This is a genomic window from Rhodococcoides sp. S146-33, from assembly GCF_059489205.1.
The window spans coordinates 874,733-890,591 of sequence record NZ_JCAJWY010000002.1 but is presented as its reverse complement, the minus strand read 5'-3'; the positions used below and the strand labels follow the sequence as shown (position 1 = coordinate 890,591).

At 64.5% G+C, this 15,859-nt stretch carries 13 protein-coding genes and 2 tRNA genes; 4 read left to right on the top strand and 11 right to left on the bottom strand.

Translation table 11 applies throughout. The features are described from left to right. Positions 1-8: 8 nt before the first annotated feature. Positions 9-1,433, bottom strand: coding sequence for a 3-isopropylmalate dehydratase large subunit (gene leuC, locus AC5WEY_RS12675; RefSeq protein ID WP_057477580.1), 1,425 nt, complete (start codon positions 1,431-1,433; stop codon positions 9-11). A 144-nt stretch (positions 1,434-1,577) separates the two neighbouring features. Between leuC and AC5WEY_RS12670 the strand changes: the two genes are divergently transcribed. Both AC5WEY_RS12670 and AC5WEY_RS12665 read left to right on the top strand, forming a co-directional pair. Then, positions 1,578-2,306 (top strand): IclR family transcriptional regulator, encoded by a 729-nt coding sequence (locus tag AC5WEY_RS12670; RefSeq protein WP_057477579.1) that lies wholly within the window; start codon positions 1,578-1,580, stop codon positions 2,304-2,306. Positions 2,307-2,423: 117 nt separating this feature from the next. Then, entirely contained in the window at positions 2,424-2,591 is a 168-nt protein-coding gene (locus tag AC5WEY_RS12665; protein WP_162248334.1) for a DUF5302 domain-containing protein, read from the top strand. A 62-nt stretch (positions 2,592-2,653) separates the two neighbouring features. On the opposite strand, the gene AC5WEY_RS12660 is transcribed toward AC5WEY_RS12665, so the two are convergent. Both AC5WEY_RS12660 and AC5WEY_RS12655 read right to left on the bottom strand, forming a co-directional pair. Further along, positions 2,654-2,726 (bottom strand) — tRNA-Glu (locus tag AC5WEY_RS12660). A 90-nt stretch (positions 2,727-2,816) separates the two neighbouring features. Continuing rightward, positions 2,817-2,888, bottom strand: a tRNA-Gln gene (locus AC5WEY_RS12655). 245 nt (positions 2,889-3,133) lie between these two features. Here AC5WEY_RS12655 and AC5WEY_RS12650 point away from each other — a divergent pair. Then, entirely contained in the window at positions 3,134-4,705 is a 1,572-nt protein-coding gene (locus AC5WEY_RS12650) for a bifunctional 3'-5' exonuclease/DNA polymerase (RefSeq protein ID WP_057477578.1), read from the top strand. On the opposite strand, the gene AC5WEY_RS12645 is transcribed toward AC5WEY_RS12650, so the two are convergent. Genes AC5WEY_RS12645 through AC5WEY_RS12635 form a run of 3 tightly spaced genes read right to left on the bottom strand, consistent with a single transcriptional unit; the run spans position 4,657 to position 7,970 of the window. Continuing rightward, on the bottom strand, positions 4,657-5,667 hold the full coding sequence (locus AC5WEY_RS12645; protein ID WP_057477577.1) for a YihY/virulence factor BrkB family protein: 1,011 nt from the start codon (positions 5,665-5,667) through the stop codon (positions 4,657-4,659). The genes AC5WEY_RS12650 and AC5WEY_RS12645 overlap by 49 nt on opposite strands. Positions 5,668-5,713: 46 nt before the next feature. After that, positions 5,714-7,189, bottom strand: coding sequence for a glutamate--tRNA ligase (gene gltX, locus AC5WEY_RS12640; protein ID WP_057477576.1), 1,476 nt, complete (start codon positions 7,187-7,189; stop codon positions 5,714-5,716). A gap of 7 nt (positions 7,190-7,196) precedes the next feature. Continuing rightward, a complete protein-coding gene (locus AC5WEY_RS12635) occupies positions 7,197-7,970 on the bottom strand; it encodes a fumarylacetoacetate hydrolase family protein (RefSeq protein ID WP_057477575.1) in 774 nt (257 codons plus the stop codon). A 90-nt stretch (positions 7,971-8,060) separates the two neighbouring features. Between AC5WEY_RS12635 and AC5WEY_RS12630 the strand changes: the two genes are divergently transcribed. After that, positions 8,061-9,338, top strand: coding sequence for an MFS transporter (locus AC5WEY_RS12630; RefSeq protein WP_495646552.1), 1,278 nt, complete (start codon positions 8,061-8,063; stop codon positions 9,336-9,338). 79 nt (positions 9,339-9,417) lie between these two features. Here AC5WEY_RS12630 and AC5WEY_RS12625 read toward each other — a convergent pair whose 3' ends face one another. The 5 genes from AC5WEY_RS12625 to AC5WEY_RS12605 all read right to left on the bottom strand — a co-directional run bounded on the left by AC5WEY_RS12625 (position 9,418) and on the right by AC5WEY_RS12605 (position 15,782). Continuing rightward, positions 9,418-10,428, bottom strand: a complete 1,011-nt coding sequence (locus tag AC5WEY_RS12625) for a 3-isopropylmalate dehydrogenase (protein WP_057477573.1) — start codon at positions 10,426-10,428, stop codon at positions 9,418-9,420. Positions 10,429-10,477: 49 nt separating this feature from the next. After that, positions 10,478-12,073: a phosphoglycerate dehydrogenase gene (serA, locus tag AC5WEY_RS12620; protein WP_057477572.1), complete on the bottom strand. Its 1,596-nt coding sequence runs from the start codon at positions 12,071-12,073 to the stop codon at positions 10,478-10,480. A 187-nt stretch (positions 12,074-12,260) separates the two neighbouring features. Continuing rightward, the gene (gene ilvC, locus AC5WEY_RS12615) at positions 12,261-13,262 is read right to left on the bottom strand and encodes a ketol-acid reductoisomerase (RefSeq protein ID WP_179274679.1); all 1,002 of its coding nucleotides are present in this window, start codon (positions 13,260-13,262) and stop codon (positions 12,261-12,263) included. A gap of 61 nt (positions 13,263-13,323) precedes the next feature. Beyond that, positions 13,324-13,827 carry an acetolactate synthase small subunit gene (gene ilvN, locus AC5WEY_RS12610; protein ID WP_008717436.1) on the bottom strand — a complete coding sequence of 168 codons (504 nt, stop codon included), beginning with the start codon at positions 13,825-13,827 and terminating at the stop codon, positions 13,324-13,326. Then, positions 13,824-15,782 carry an acetolactate synthase large subunit gene (locus AC5WEY_RS12605; protein WP_495646133.1) on the bottom strand — a complete coding sequence of 653 codons (1,959 nt, stop codon included), beginning with the start codon at positions 15,780-15,782 and terminating at the stop codon, positions 13,824-13,826. The genes ilvN and AC5WEY_RS12605 overlap by 4 nt, the downstream gene beginning before the upstream one ends. Between the last annotated feature and the right edge of the window lie 77 nt (positions 15,783-15,859).

Sequence of the window (15,859 nt, the reverse complement as noted above, 5' to 3'; positions counted from 1 at the left end):
GACGCGTTCTACGCGAGATCCGCCGGAGAGGAAAGGGTTCCGCGGATTGCGGTCGCAGCTGCAACCAGTGGCGAGACGAGATGAGTACGACCGCCTTTGCCCTGCCTGCCCTCGAAATTACGGTTCGAGGTCGATGCCGATCGTTCACCCGCCACCAATTGGTCCGGGTTCATCCCGAGGCACATCGAACATCCGGCCTGACGCCATTCGGCTCCTGCCGCAGTGAAGATGTCGCCGAGGCCTTCCTCCTCCGCCTGCGCTCGCACCCGCATGGAGCCGGGCACCACCAACATTCGCACTCCCTCGGCAACTCGGTGTCCCTCTAGAACGGACGCGACGGCGCGCAGATCCTCGATCCGACCGTTGGTGCAGGAACCGACGAACACGGTGTCGACGGCGATCTCACGGATCGGTGTGCCGGCCTCGAGACCCATGTACTGCAGGGCCTTCTGTGCCGACAACCGCTCACCCTCGTCGGTCATCGCCTCCGGATCCGGCACCGTACTTCCCAGCGGCGCACCCTGACCCGGATTCGTGCCCCAGGTGACGAACGGCGTCAACGTATCGGCATCGATGTGGACCTCGTTGTCGAACACTGCATCCGGATCTGTAGCCAGCTCGTTCCACGACGCCACTGCTGCGTCCCAGTCGGCTCCCTGCGGAGCGTGCGGACGCCCCTTCAGGTATTCGTACGTGATGTCGTCGGGTGCGATCATGCCTGCCCTCGCCCCGGCTTCGATCGACATGTTGCAGATGGTCATTCGCGCTTCCATCGACAGCTTCCGGATAGCCTCACCGCGGTACTCGAGGACGTACCCCTGCCCACCGCCGGTACCGATCTGGGCAATGACAGCAAGGATCAGGTCCTTGCTCGTCACGCCGGGTGCGAGCTCGCCGTCGACGGTGATCGCCATCGTCTTGAACGGACGCAGAGAGAGTGTCTGCGTTGCCATCACGTGCTCTACCTCGCTGGTGCCGATGCCCATCGCAATCGAGCCGAAGGCACCGTGCGTCGACGTGTGGCTGTCTCCGCACACGACGGTCATCCCGGGCTGAGTCAGACCCAGCTGGGGCCCGATGATGTGCACGATGCCCTGATCGAGATCGCCCATCGGATACAGCCGGACTCCGAATTCCTCGCAGTTTCGGCGAAGGGTGTCCACCTGAGTACGCGAGACGAGATCTGCGATGGGGGCGAAGATGTCGGCCGTGGGGACATTGTGATCCTCGGTCGCGATCGTCAGATCGGGGCGGCGTAGCTCACGGCCGGCCAATCGCAGACCGTCGAACGCCTGAGGACTGGTCACCTCGTGCACGAGGTGAAGGTCGATGTAGATCAGGTCCGGCTCACGCGCGCCGCCTTCTCCTCCGCCTCGGACCACGACGTGCTGGTCCCATACCTTCTCGGCCAAAGTCTTCGGTGTTTCGGACATCGGTGTCGTCGACCTCGTCTTTCTGTCGTCGCGTCGGCGAACGTCGCTGGTTCACCGTGCGTCTCGTCTCGACATCATGCCTCTCGGCGCGCAAGAGATCTCACAATTGTGCAATCTCAGCATTCGGGAGGCTAATATCGTTCTATGGGACAGCATAGCCTGGGCGGCCTCGTCGACAAAGCGAGTGGCATCGGTGTACTCGACAAGGCGATGGCGGTGCTGCATGCAGTGGCCGAGAAGCCCTGCAATCTCGGTGATCTGTGCGCGCGCACGGACCTACCCCGCGCCACCGCTCACCGCCTCGCAGTCGGACTGGAGACCCACCGATTGCTCGTACGAGATGCCGACGGCCTGTGGCACACCGGGCCGGGCCTAGGAGAACTCGCTGCGAGCGCGTCCGACGCACTGCTCGACGCAGCAGCTTCCGTGCTCCCACGTCTGCGCGAAATCACCGGTGAAAGTGTGCAGATCTATCGACGGGAGGGCACGGTGCGCGTCTGTGTGGCGTCCATGGAACCCCCGACAGGTCTTCGCGACACAGTGCTTGTCGGCGCACGATTGCCGATGACGGCCGGTTCCGGAGCCAAAGTCCTTCTGGCGTGGGCAGATTCGCACACCCAAAGAACCGTTCTGCCCGATGCAGAATTCGGCGAGCGCGTACTCATCGAGGTACGGCGCCGCGGCTGGGCGCAGAGCGCGGGCGAGCGCGAACCAGGCGTCGCAAGCGTGGCGGCACCGGTTCGCGACGGCAACGACACTGTGGTGGCGGCGATCTCGGTGTCCGGACCCATCGACCGAATCGGACGCAAGCCCGGTGCGCGCTGGGCCGCGGATCTTCTCGCAGCAGCCGACGCGTTGCACAAGCGTCTCTGATCGATGCTCCCCGACCCCGGTCGGACGCCCGAAAACCGGCTGAACGCGCGGCGAGAAAGGAGTACGTTCGTCTCGAACGGCCTCACCGGCCGGTCGTCGACTGCGAGGAGTCACCCCATGCCCGAATCCGGCAGTGAAGAACTGAAGAAGAAGTTCCGCGAGGTCCTGGAGCAGAAGAACAGCAAGGCCCACAATTCCGTCGAGCACAAAGACGGTGGACCGAAAGTCAACAACGCCCACGGACCGGCCGACCATCAGAAGATGTTCCGCCGCAAGAGCGTGTGAGACGCTCGGCCCGAAACGACAACACCCTCTCGATCCGAAGATCGAGAGGGTGTTGTCGGTTGTAGCCCCGACGGGATTCGAACCCGCGCTACCGCCTTGAGAGGGCGGCGTCCTAGGCCGCTAGACGACGGGGCCAGGAACTTCACCTGCATTGTTTCGAGCTTGTGAGTGCCGAATCAGCTTAACTGTCTCGGCACCGGCGACAAAATCGCCCCTACCTGCTCGCTGGGGTACCAGGACTCGAACCTAGAATGGCGGTACCAGAAACCGCTGTGTTGCCAATTACACCATACCCCAATGGACTTGAATCGAACTGCTCACCGCGATCGGTGTGCACTGCGTTTCGAGCCGGGATAGAGACTATCAAAGGTGCATACCCATTCTCCAAATCGGCTGCTCAGAGCATCCAAAACTGCGCCGCGGTCGCGCGCTGCCCTCGCTCGACCGGCCTCTGTCGCCGAAGCACGAGCCTGCCCTGACCCTCGGCTCGCACGTGCAGCAGACTGGGTCTCCGTGACCGCTCACACACGCCACACAGCCCGATGAAAGTCGTGCTCGTTCCTCGCGGCGAGCAGGCGGTACTGACGTATCTCGACGACGACTGTTCGGTCCGCCGCGCGCCCATCGTGGTGGAGGATCCGGCTGCAGCGGTGGCCGATATCGAGGCGTCCGAACGCCCGAGATGGGTATGGGAGGACACCGGTCGGATCTATCCTCGTCTCCTCGAACGAGGGGTACGAGTCAGCCGTTGCCACGACCTCGCACTCGTCGGTGCGATTCTGGCGATGCGAACCGGCTCCGCAGTCACTCCGTCCGTACCCGCAGACCTGCGACCCGGACTGTTCGACGCGGATCCAGAGTCCGACCCGGCAGCGGTGGTCACCGAGTACCGGCGTCAATTCGACGACATCGGGGCCGACCGCGCACTGCAACTGCTGGCGGCGGCGGAATCGGCCGGGGGTCTGGCCGCCGCGGAGATGACCCACGACGGATTGCCGTTCTCGGCAGCGGCGCATCGGCGTCATCTCGAGTCGATGCTCGGCGCCCGCCCGGTCGATGGATCGCTTCCCCCGGCTCTGGTGGGGCTGGAAGGCGAGATCTCGTCGGCGTTCGGCCGACGCGTCAATCCTTCGTCTCCGGTGGAAGTGGTGGCCGCGTTCGCCCGATCCGGCGTCGAGCTGACTTCCACGCGCGCGCACGTCATCCGCGAGATCGATCACCCCGCCGTCCCCCTGCTGTTGCGCCATCGTGATCTCTCGAAATTGCACAGCACGAATGGGTGGGCTTGGCTCGACTCGTGGGTGCGAGGCGATCGGTTCCGGCCGGTCTACGTTCCCGGTGCTGTGGTTTCGGGCCGGTGGGCGAGCCGCGGCGGAGGCGGACTCCAGATTCCGAAACCGTTGCGAGCCAGCGTGATCGCCGATCCCGGACATACGTTCGTGGCCGCCGATGCCGGACAACTCGAACCCCGCATTCTCGCGGCGATGTCCGGTGACCCACGCATGGTTGCCGCTGCCGGCACCGCCGATCTGTACGCACCCGTGGCCGCGGAATCGTTCGAAGGTGATCGTGGCAAAGCCAAGGTCGCTGTTCTCGGAGTTCTGTACGGCGCGACGTCGGGTGAGGCTCGCGGTCTGCTGACACGACTGCGGGCCAGGTTCCCCGGTGCGGTGGGACTCGTCGAAGAGGCCGCCCGCGCCGGCGAACGGGGTGAGGTCGTCCGCTCGTGGTTGGGGCGAGCCTGCCCACCACCCTCAGCGCAGTGGTGGTCCAACGGCGACGCGCACGCGCGCGGACGGTTCACCCGTAACTTCGTGGTGCAGGCGACCGCTGCGGAGTGGGCCTTGTGTCTGTTGGCGGATCTGCGCGGACGGTTGCGCGACGAGATCGGAGCCGGCACCGGCGAGCTGGTGTTCTTTCAGCACGACGAGGTGGTGGTGCACTGCCCGAAGGCCGATGCAGACCGGGTGTCGGAAGCCGTTGCCGCGGCTGCATTGTCGGCCACTCGATTGATGTTCGGCGACACCGACGTGCGGTTTCCGATGGAGACGAGAATCGATCGCTTCTACGGTGTTTCGGCTTCCGATTCGGAGTCGGAGTCGGAGTCCGACTGAACACTCGGTGGGTCCTCGAACGTGACGTCGATTTCCTCGAATGCGGTGCTGCGCTGCGCTTCTGCCTGTCCGGTGTAGGTGAGCTTGTCACCCTCGGTCAGTTCCACGTCGTCGGTGAAGGGTGCCAGCAGGGCTCGCGGGAACAGTCGATCGACGCGAACGACGTTGATTTCGATGCACATCACCACGGACAGCGAGGTGACATACAGAAAGGCGAGCAGGCCGAGTACCACGGCGAACACACCGTTGGTGACGGTCGCATTGCTCACCACGTACTTCACGTAGACGCTGCCGAAGCTCTGCAGCAGTTGCCAGATGATGCCCGCCGCGATGGCACCCGGCAGGACTTCTCGGACCGACAATGGCCTGGCGGTCGCCAAGCGGAAGGCAACGACGAACACCGCGACGTACAGGAGGGTGGCCACGGTGAACACGATCGGGCCGGCCTCGGGACCGAAATATCCTGCTGCACTGAGCACATTGACAGCCGTGATCGTCAGGGTCGCGATTCCGACAGTACCGAGCAGGCCCAACCCGCGCACGCGGGCGCGGATCGGGTCGGGGCGCACGTTCTTGGGCACGGACCACGCGGTGTTGGTCGCGTTCTGCAGTGCCACCGACACACCGAGCCCGCCGTAGAGGGATCCGAGTCCACCGACGACCAAGCCCACGACACCGCCGCTGATTCGATCCGGCTGACCGAGTTCGTCACCGATCACCGGAATCTGTCCCAGCGCCGAGTCGAGGATCTGCTGCTGTAGTTCCGGGCTACCGACCAACACGATGCCCAGAACCGTGGAGAACAACAGGAGCGCCGGAAACAGCGAGACAAAGGCGTAGTAGGTGATCAGGGCGGCAAGATATCCGCCCTGATCGTCGACGAATTTGTACACCACAGCAATGGGATATCCGAGAGCCGGACGCCTGCGCTGCAGTCGGTCCAGTCGATCGGCGACACTCATGTGTGGAGATCTCCGACCGATCGTGTCGGCCCCCGACGAACTGCCGTCACGCGATACGAGCGCGTGCAGCAGCCAGTCGAGCGAGAGTCCTCTCGCGGCCGAGCAGTTCCATGGACTCGTAGAGCGGTGGGCTGATGTGGGAGCCGGTCACTCCCACCCGAACCGGAGCAAAGGCCTTGCGCGGCTTGAGTTCGAGCTTCTCGATCAACGCTTCCTTCAGAGTGGCCTCCACGTCGGCCGTGGTCCACGTCGCCAACGCCGTCAACGCCTCGATGGCGGCGTCGAGAACGGGTGCAGCATCGGGTCCGAGGTTCTTGGCCGCAGCAGCGGGATCGATCTCGAAGTCCGTCTCGTCGACGAACAAGAACTTCAGCAGTCCCCACGCGTCCGACAGCACGACGATGCGAGTCTGAATGAGGTCCGCAGCTACCGCGAACACCTTCTCGTCGATCGGTTCGACGAGATGTCCTCGCGCAACCAGATACTGACGCAACCGAGCCGCGAAATCGTCGGCCGGCAGCATTCGGATGTGCTCGGCGTTGATCGCGTCGGCCTTCTTCTGATCGAAGCGCGCCGGGTTGGAATTGACCGAGGAAATCTCGAACGCCGCCACCATCTCGTCGAGCGAGAAGACATCGTGGTCGTCCGAGATGCCCCACCCGAGAAGAGCAAGGTAGTTGAGCAACCCCTCGGGGATGAATCCCCGATCGCGATGGATGAACAGGTCGGCTTCGGGATCACGCTTGGAGAGCTTCTTGTTGCCTTGGCCCATCACGAACGGGAGATGCCCGAACGCCGGGGTCCGATCGGCCACACCTATCCGAATCAGCGCCTCGTAGAGGGCGAGCTGACGAGGGGTCGACGACAGCAGATCCTCGCCGCGCAGCACGTGGGTGATCTTCATCAGGGCGTCGTCGACGGGATTGACCAACGTGTACAGCGGAACTCCGTTGCCTCGGGTCAACGCGAAGTCCGGCACCGTCCCGGCCTTGAACGTGGTCTCCCCGCGTACGAGGTCGTTCCAGGTCAGATCGTGGTCGGGCATACGCAGCCGTACGACGGCTCCACGGCCCTCGTCCAGGAAGCCCTGGCGCTGCTCCGGAGTCAGATCGCGGTCGAAGTTGTCGTAACCGAGTTTGGGGTCGCGCCCGGCGGCCTTGTGACGAGCTTCGACTTCCTCGGGCGTGGAGAACGATTCGTAGGCTTCCCCGGCGTCGAGCAGCTGCCGAACGACGGCCGTGTGCTGCTCTCGGCGCAGGGATTGACGGTAGGGCTCGTACGGGCCGCCCACCTCGGGGCCCTCGTCCCAGTCGAGGCCGAGCCAGCGCAACGCGTCGAGCAGGGCGGCGTAGGACTCCTCGGAGTCGCGTGCAGCATCGGTGTCCTCGATGCGAAAGACGAAGGCTCCACCGTGATGCCTGGCGAACGCCCAGTTGAACAGTGCTGTTCGGATCAGTCCGACGTGCGGGGTACCGGTGGGAGACGGGCAGAACCGAACGCGGACGTCTGCTGGAGTGGTCATCGGTGCCCTACTTCTTCGCTGCGACGGGGTTGGTCAGGGTACCGATTCCCTCGACGGTGATCGATACGCTGTCACCATCGACGATGGGTCCGACACCTTCGGGGGTTCCGGTGAGGATGACGTCGCCGGGGAGCAGCGTCATGACTGCGGACACCCACTCGATGATCTTCGGAATATCATGCAGCAGAAGCGAAGTACGGCTCTGTTGTTTCACAACGCCGTCCACCTCGGTCTTGATCTCCAAATCGGAGGGATCGAGCGAGGTCTCGATCCACGGCCCCAGTGGGCAGAAGGTGTCGTGGCCCTTGGCACGAGTCCACTGCCCGTCGTTCTTCTGGTGGTCACGGGCCGAGACGTCGTTGGCGACGGTATATCCGAGAACGACCTCGTACGCCTTCGACGCGGGAACGTCCTTGCACGGACGCCCGATCACGATGGCCAGTTCACCCTCGTAGTGCACCTCGTCGGACGACGGTGGCAGCACGATGGCCGCACCCGGTCCGACGATGGACGTATTCGGCTTGATGAAGATGACGGGATCCTTCGGTGCTTCGCCGCCCATCTCGGCCGCGTGCGCGGCGTAGTTCTTGCCGATGGCGATGACCTTGCTCGCCAGGATCGGCGCGAGCAGGCGTACATCGGCCAGCGGCCACGACCGACCCGTGAACGTCGGTGTGCCGAAGGGATGTTCGGCAATTTCCTTAGCCGTCCGGGCATCCCCCTCACCTTCGATACTCACGAATGCCACACCATCAGGACTTGCAATTCGACCGAGACGCATGCCAGAAGTCTATCGACCGTCGTTCCCCGCGCATCGACGCCGTCCGATCCGTCGATCTTTCGCCGGTGTAATGTCCTCGAGTAGTTCCATATCTCAAGACATAATGTCCACATCGTGAGACGGGCAGTAAGCGGAAAGGACCGAATGAACACCACCGAGCAACTGGCCGGCATCGGCGAAACACGGCGCTGGTTCATGCTCGTACTCGGAATGCTCGCGCAGACTGCAGGTGCCGTCTTCATCAACGGCGCTGCATTTCTCATACCGTCGCTGCACGACGACCGAGGACTCGGCCTGGCCACGGCAGGATTCGTCGTTGCGATGCCTACCGTCGGCATCATGTTGACCCTCATCGCATGGGGCGTCCTCGTCGACCGGATCGGCGAACGTCTCGTCCTGGTGATCGGGCTCGGCCTCACGGCCGCCGCGAGTCTCGCTGCAGTGATCAGCACCTCTATTCCCGTGCTGGCCGTTCTTCTGCTGATCGGCGGCATGGCAGCCGCCAGTGCGAACAGCGCGAGCGGACGAGTTGTGGTCGGATGGTTTCCGCCGCATCGCCGAGGATTGGCGATGGGTATCCGGCAGATGTCGGTGCCACTGGGCGTGGCCGTTGCGGCATTGACCATCCCACCCATAGCCAGAGACCACGGCGTCGGAGCGGCACTGCTCGTACCTGCTGCCGTGTGCGCAGCAGCCGCTCTGCTGTGTCTTGCCGTGGTCGACCCCCCGCGACCGAACCGCATCGATGCGGCGGAACAGGGTTTGCTCGACAATCCGTACCGCGGCAGCAGGCAACTGTGGCGCATTCACGCTACGTCGATACTGCTGGTGGTCCCGCAGTACGTGGTCTGGACGTACGCGCTCGTCTGGCTGATGACCGACCGAGGATGGACGGCAGCAGCGGCAGGCGTCCTCGTCACGGTGACGCAGATTCTCGGCGCACTGGGCCGGATGAGCGTCGGCGCGCTCTCCGATCGGGTCCATAGCCGCATGCGGCCCCTACGGTGGGTCGCGGTGACTGCCGCCGTCAGCATGCTGGGTCTGGGCATCGCCGACTGGTTCGACTCCCCTGCCGCGATCGTCCTCCTGGTGGTCGCGTCCGTCGCCACCGTTGCCCCGAACGGTCTTGCCTTCACCGCGGTCGCAGAGATATCAGGACCGTATTGGAGCGGACGCGCCCTCGGCGTGCAGAACACGAGCCAGTACGTGTTCGCGTCGGCCGTGCCGCCGGTGTTCGGGGCACTTGCCGCGATCAGCTTTCCCGTCGCATTCCTGGTGTCGGCAATTTTCCCGGCGCTCTCCGTGCCGATCGTCCCCGACGATCCACGTCGCGACATCACCGACGAGAAAGCCGACAGCACAAGCTGATTCAGCCCGGCGGGATATCCGAGAAACAGAAATGCCACGGTGGGCAGTCGGCCTACCGTGGCATTTCGTCGTGGTCTGGCTACAGGCGAGCGGCGATTCGTGCGCCGATTTCTTTCGTCGACGCCGCGGCGGTTCCCCGCTGCGCGAGATCTGCTGCGACAGCGGCTTCCACTCGCGCGGCTCCCGCCGCATCGCCGAGATGATCGAGTAGCAGTGACACCGACAGGATGGCAGCGGTCGGATCGGCCTTCTGCTGTCCCGCGATGTCGGGCGCACTGCCGTGCACCGGCTCGAACATGCTCGGGTTGGTGCCGGTCGCATCGATGTTTCCGCTTGCGGCCAAACCGATTCCGCCGGTCACTGCGGCCGAGAGGTCGGTCACGATGTCACCGAACAGGTTGTCGGTGACGATGACATCGAACCGACCGGGATCGGTGACGAGGTGGATCATCGCGGCGTCGATGTGCTGATACGCGACCTCGACGTCCGGGAACTCCGAGGCGACCTCCTCGACGGTGCGAGCCCACAGGCTGCCTGCGAAGGTCAGCACATTGGTCTTGTGCAGCAGCGTCAGATGCTTCTTCCGAGCGAGTGCTCGCTCGAAACCGTTGCGCACCACCCGCTCCACGCCGTAGCGAGTGTTGACGCTGACCTCGGTAGCGACCTCGTGCGGTGTACCGACTCGCAGCGCACCACCGTTTCCGGTGTACGGACCCTCGGTGCCCTCGCGCACGACGACGACATCGATCTCCTTGTCGCCGGCCAGAGGACCGACAACTCCGGGATACAGCTTGGCCGGACGCAGATTGATGTGGTGATCGAGCGCGAACCGAGCGCGCAGCAACAGTCCGCGTTCGAGCACACCGCTGGGTACCGACGGATCACCGATGGCTCCCAGCAAGATTGCGTCGTGCTCACGCAGTTCCGCCAACACCGAGTCCGGCAGCAGCTCGCCGGTGGCGTTGTAGCGACGCGCACCGAGGTCGTACTCGGTCTTCTCGGTACCGGGCGCGACCACGTCGAGCACGGCAAGCGCCTCGGTGACGACCTCGGGTCCGATTCCGTCCCCGGCGATGACGGCCAGCTTCATCTCACTCCTCGTGTGTTCGTTCGATTTGTGTCCGATCGACTGAGAGCGATCAGGACAGGTCGACCAGCTCGATGGTGGACGCACCCACCGCGGTCGCGATGCTCGCACTGAGCTCGGTCGGAACGTCCTTGTCGACGCGCAACAGAATCGTTGCGCCGTCACCCTCGGAGTCCTGGCTGAGTGCAGCGGCCTGAATGTCGATCCCGGCATCGCCGAGCAGCGTTCCGATCCGGCCGAGACTGCCGGGCTGATCTGCGTAGTTGACGATGAGGTTCTTGCCCTCGGCGCGGAGATCGAAGTTGCGACCGTTGATGTTGACGATCTTCTCGACCTGCTTGGTTCCGGTGAGCGTGCCCGCAACATTGAGTACCGAGCCGTCGCCGTACACGGCCCGAACGTCGACGACGCTGCGGTGGTTCTCACTTTCGGACGCCGTGGTGACCTCGGCGGTGACGCCGCGCTCCTCGGCGAGCGAGGGCGCGTTGACGAACGTGACCGAGTCCTCGATGACGGCGGAGAACAGGCCACGCAACGCAGACAGCTTCAGGATCTCGACGTCCTCGGCGGCGAGCTCACCGCGTACATCGACCGAGAGCGACGTGGGCAGCTCGGCGGACAGCGCACCCAGCAGAACGCCCTGCTTGCGCACGATCTCGAGCCACGGCGAAACCTCTTCGCCGACGGCTCCACCCTTGACGTTGACCGCGTCGGGCACGAATTCACCGGCGAGAGCGAGCAACACGGACTTGGCCACATCGGTGCCCGCCCGGTCCTGGGCCTCGGTGGTCGACGCGCCGAGGTGCGGAGTGACGACGACCTGAGGAAGCTCGAACAACGGGCTGTCGGTGCACGGCTCGGAGGCGTAGACGTCGATGCCGGCGGCGAAGACGTGCCCGCTGGTGATGGCGTCGGCCAGCGCCTGCTCGTCCACCAGACCACCGCGAGCGGCGTTGACGACGATGACACCCGGCTTGGTCTTGGCGAGGGCTTCCTTGCCGATGATGCCCTTGGTCTCGGGCGTCTTCGGCAGGTGAACCGAGAACATGTCTGCGCGCTCGAGCAGTTCGTCCAAGCTCACCAGTTCGATACCGAGCTGAGCCGCGCGGGCCGCGGACACGTAGGGGTCGTAGGCGATGATGTGCGTTTCGAATGCGGCGAGACGCTGCGCGAACAGCTGACCGATGCGGCCCAGGCCCACGACACCGACGGTCTTGCCGAAGATCTCGACACCGTTGAACTTGCTGCGCTTCCACTCGTGCTGACGCAGGGTGGCGTCGGCAGCGGGAATCTGGCGCGCGGCAGACAGGAGCAACGTGACTGCATGCTCGGCAGCGGTGTGGATGTTGGAGGTCGGTGCGTTGACGACGAGGACGCCGCGCTCGGTGGCTGCGGGTACGTCGACGTTGTCCAGGCCGACGCCGGCGCGAGCGACGATCTTGAGGTTGGTCCCGGCAGCGAGCACCTCGGCGTCGACCGTGGTCGCGGAGCGCACGAGGATCGCGTCGGCCTCCGGAACCGCAGCGAGCAGTGCGGGACGATCCGGGCCGTCGACCCAACGGACCTCGACGCCGTCACCCAGTGCCTCGACGGTGGACTGCGCAAGTTTGTCGGCGATCAGAACGACAGGACGGCCTGGCTGGCTCACGTGAAGAACTCCCTAAGTCGGTTCGAGACTGTTGACGGTAAAAATTCGGAGCTGGTGCAGCAGAAACAGTTTAGTGGCCGGCGACGTCGGCCTGCGACGCCACCGTCGAGCACGCACCGAAGGGCACCGCCACCTGATGTAGCGGTGCCCTTCGATCAGTATGCGTACGAACGCGATTCGACGAGAATCATGCCGTTTCGGTGATCGGACGATCGACCCAGCTCATCAGGTCGCGCAGCTTCTTGCCGGTGACCTCGATGGGGTGCTCGGCGTTTTCCTTGCGCAGGCCTTCGAGCTCGGTGTTGCCGTTCTCGACGTTGGCGACCAGGCGACGCGTGAACTCACCCGACTGGATGTCGGCCAGAATTGCCTTCATGCGCTCCTTGGTTCCGGCGTCGATGACGCGAGGTCCCGAGAGGTAGCCGCCGAACTCCGCGGTGTCGGACACCGAGTAGTTCATGCGAGCGATGCCGCCCTCGTACATGAGGTCGACGATGAGCTTGAGCTCGTGCAGAACCTCGAAGTACGCCATCTCGGGGGCATAGCCGGCCTCGACCATGACCTCGAAGCCGGTCTTGACGAGCTCCTCGGTGCCACCGCACAGCACGGCCTGCTCACCGAAGAGGTCGGTCTCGGTCTCTTCCTTGAACGTGGTCTTGATGACGCCTGCGCGGGTTCCGCCGATGCCCTTGGCCCACGACAGTGCGAGCGCCTGGCCCTCGCCCTTCGGGTCCTGATCGATGGCGATGAGTGCGGGAACGCCCTTGCCGTCGACGAACTGGCGACGCACGAGGTGGCCGGGTCCCTTGGGTGCGACCATGCCGACGGTGACGAACTCCGGAGCCTTGATCAGGTCGAAGTGGATGTTGAGTCCGTGGCCGAAGAACAGCGCGTCGCCGTCCTTCAGGTTGGGCTCGATCTCCTCGGAGAAGATCTTGGCCTGCGCGGTATCGGGTGCGAGCACCATGATCACGTCGGCCCACTCGGATACCTCGGCGGGAGTGCCGACCTTCAGGCCCTGCTCCTCCGCCTTGGCGCGGGACTTCGAGCCCGCCGCCAGGCCGATGCGAACATCGACGCCGGAGTCGCGCAGGCTCAGCGAGTGCGCGTGGCCCTGGCTTCCGTATCCGATCACAGCGACCTTGCGGCCCTGGATGATCGACAGATCAGCATCGTCGTCGTAGAACATCTCGACTGCCACTGGTTGTTACCTTTCCTCTTGGGTTTTACGCGTGTTCGTCACTGGGCCGCTACCGCGACGCAGTGATCGATTTCGGTCCACGTCCGACGGCAACGACTCCCGACTGAACTATTTCTCGAATTCCATAGGGATCCAACATCTTCAACAATGCATCGAGCTTCGAGCGGGTGCCCGTCGCTTCGACCGTGACCGCCTCGGGCGACACATCGATCACCTTGGCGCGGAACAGGTTCACCGTTTCGATGACCTCGCTGCGGACGCTGGCGTCGGCTCGGACCTTGATCAGCACCAACTCACGTGCCACTGAGGAATCGTCGTCCTGCTCGACGATCTTGATGACGTTGATGAGCTTGTTGAGCTGCTTGGTCACCTGCTCGAGCGGGAATTCGTCGACGGTCACGACGATGGTCATGCGTGAGATATCGGGAATCTCGGTTCCGCCGACGGCGAGCGAGGAGATGTTGAAGCCGCGACGCGAGAACAGTGCAGCGACGCGGGCCAGCACACCTGGCTTGTCCTCGACGAGAACGCTGAGGGTATGGCTCGTGCTCACAGGTCGGTGCCTTTCACGTCGTTGTTCATCGGGTGGGGCGCCTGCTCGCGTTCCATGGCGTCGTCGATTCCGGGCTCACTGCCCACGGTCTCGTCCTCGTCGAACAACGGACGAATTCCGCGGGCGGCCATGATCTCGTCGTTGCCTGTTCCAGCTGCCACCATCGGCCACACCTGGGCATCGGCACCGACGATGAAGTCGATGACGACCGGACGATCGTTGATCGCGCGGGCCTGGGCGATCACGGCGTCGACGTCCTCTTCCCGCTCGCACCGCAAACCGACGCAACCCAGTGCCTCGGCGAGCTTGACGAAATCGGGGATACGGACGGCACCGTGTGTGCCGAGGTTGGTGTTGGAGTAGCGCTCCTCGTAGAACAGGGTCTGCCACTGCCGGACCATGCCGAGGTTGCCGTTGTTGATGAGCGCGACCTTGATCGGGATGCCCTCCACCGCGCAGGTTGCAAGCTCCTGGTTGGTCATCTGGAAGCAACCGTCACCGTCGATGGCCCACACCTCGGCGTCGGGCAGGCCCATCTTGGCACCCATGGCGGCGGGAACCGCGTACCCCATCGTGCCGAGGCCACCCGAGTTGAGCCACGTACGCGGCTTCTCGTAGTTGATGAACTGGGCAGCCCACATCTGGTGCTGACCGACACCGGCGCAGTAGATCGCGTCGGGACCGGCGAACTTGCCGACCGAGGAGATGACGAACTCGGGAGACATGGAACCGTCGGACGGACGGTCGTAGCTCAACGGGTACGTCTTGCGGATGCCGTCGAGGTAGACCCACCACTGTTCGAGATCGAGCGTCGTTCCGGTCGCGCGATCGGCCCGCAGAGCCTCGATCAGCTCGGTGATGACCTCGCCGCAGTCGCCCACGATCGGCACGTCCGCGTACCGGTTCTTACCGATCTCGGCCGGGTCGATGTCGGCGTGGATGACCTTGGCGTCCGGCGCGAAGGACGAGAGCTGACCGGTGACACGGTCGTCGAACCGGGCCCCGAGCGTGATGAGCAGATCGCTGCGCTGCAGTGCGGCCACCGCGGCCACGGTGCCGTGCATGCCCGGCATACCCAAGTTGAGCTGGTGGGTATCGGGGAAGGCCCCGCGCGCCATCAGTGTGGTGACAACCGGAATACCGGTCAGTTCGGCGAGCTCGAGGAGTTCCGCAGAAGCGTTGGCCTTGATGACGCCGCCGCCGACGTACAGCACCGGCTGCTTGGCGTCGGCAATGTAGCGAGCGGCTTCTCGAACCTGCTTGCCGTGCGGCTTGGTGACCGGGCGGTACCCGGGCAGACGCATCTCCGGTGGCCACGAGAACGTGGTCTGCGCCTGCAGCACGTCCTTCGGGATGTCGACGAGCACTGCACCGGGTCGGCCGGAGGCAGCGATGTAGAACGCCTCGGCCATGATGCGCGGAATGTCCGCGCCGTCGGTGATCAGGAAGTTGTGCTTGGTGATGGGCATCGTGATACCCGAGATGTCGGCTTCCTGGAAGCCGTCCGTGCCGATGAGACTGCGCGCGACCTGACCGGTGATCGCGACAATGGGCACCGAGTCCATCTGGGCATCGGCGAGCGGGGTGACGAGGTTGGTCGCACCCGGGCCGGACGTGGCCATGCAGACCCCGACCCTGCCGGTCGCCTGGGCGTAGCCGGTTGCCGCGTGGCCCGCGCCCTGTTCGTGACGCACCAGCACGTGGCGCACCTTGACGGAGTCGAAGAGCGGGTCGTAGACGGGAAGAACCGCGCCGCCGGGAATGCCGAATACAGTGTCGACGTCGAGTTCTTCGAGGGCGCGTACGACAGACTGTGCGCCGCTGACCTTCTCGGGCGCGACGTGACGTCGCGACCCGTTGGTCGCCGCTTCTGCGGACGGGCTGGTGGTCGACGGGCTTGCGGCCGGCCCCGACTTACGAGTCGTGGGCCCCGGGCGTGCGGTTGGTGCGCTCACTGATTGCTTCCTCAGGAATGTGAAAGTGCTGGGCGATCTCTGGGCAAGAAAAAACCCCCGTCAGCGAGTGCTGTACG

Bases quoted from the DNA above. Each gene is read 5' to 3' on its own strand.
- leuC (WP_057477580.1), bottom strand. From the start codon at position 1,433: ATGTCCGAAACACCGAAGACTTTGGCCGAGAAGGTATGGGACCAGCAC.
- AC5WEY_RS12670 (WP_057477579.1), top strand. From the start codon at position 1,578: ATGGGACAGCATAGCCTGGGCGGCCTCGTCGACAAAGCGAGTGGCATC.
- AC5WEY_RS12665 (WP_162248334.1), top strand. From the start codon at position 2,424: ATGCCCGAATCCGGCAGTGAAGAACTGAAGAAGAAGTTCCGCGAGGTC.
- AC5WEY_RS12650 (WP_057477578.1), top strand. From the start codon at position 3,134: ATGAAAGTCGTGCTCGTTCCTCGCGGCGAGCAGGCGGTACTGACGTAT.
- AC5WEY_RS12645 (WP_057477577.1), bottom strand. From the start codon at position 5,667: ATGAGTGTCGCCGATCGACTGGACCGACTGCAGCGCAGGCGTCCGGCT.
- gltX (WP_057477576.1), bottom strand. From the start codon at position 7,189: ATGACCACTCCAGCAGACGTCCGCGTTCGGTTCTGCCCGTCTCCCACC.
- AC5WEY_RS12635 (WP_057477575.1), bottom strand. From the start codon at position 7,970: ATGCGTCTCGGTCGAATTGCAAGTCCTGATGGTGTGGCATTCGTGAGT.
- AC5WEY_RS12625 (WP_057477573.1), bottom strand. From the start codon at position 10,428: ATGAAGCTGGCCGTCATCGCCGGGGACGGAATCGGACCCGAGGTCGTC.
- ilvC (WP_179274679.1), bottom strand. From the start codon at position 13,262: ATGTTCTACGACGACGATGCTGATCTGTCGATCATCCAGGGCCGCAAG.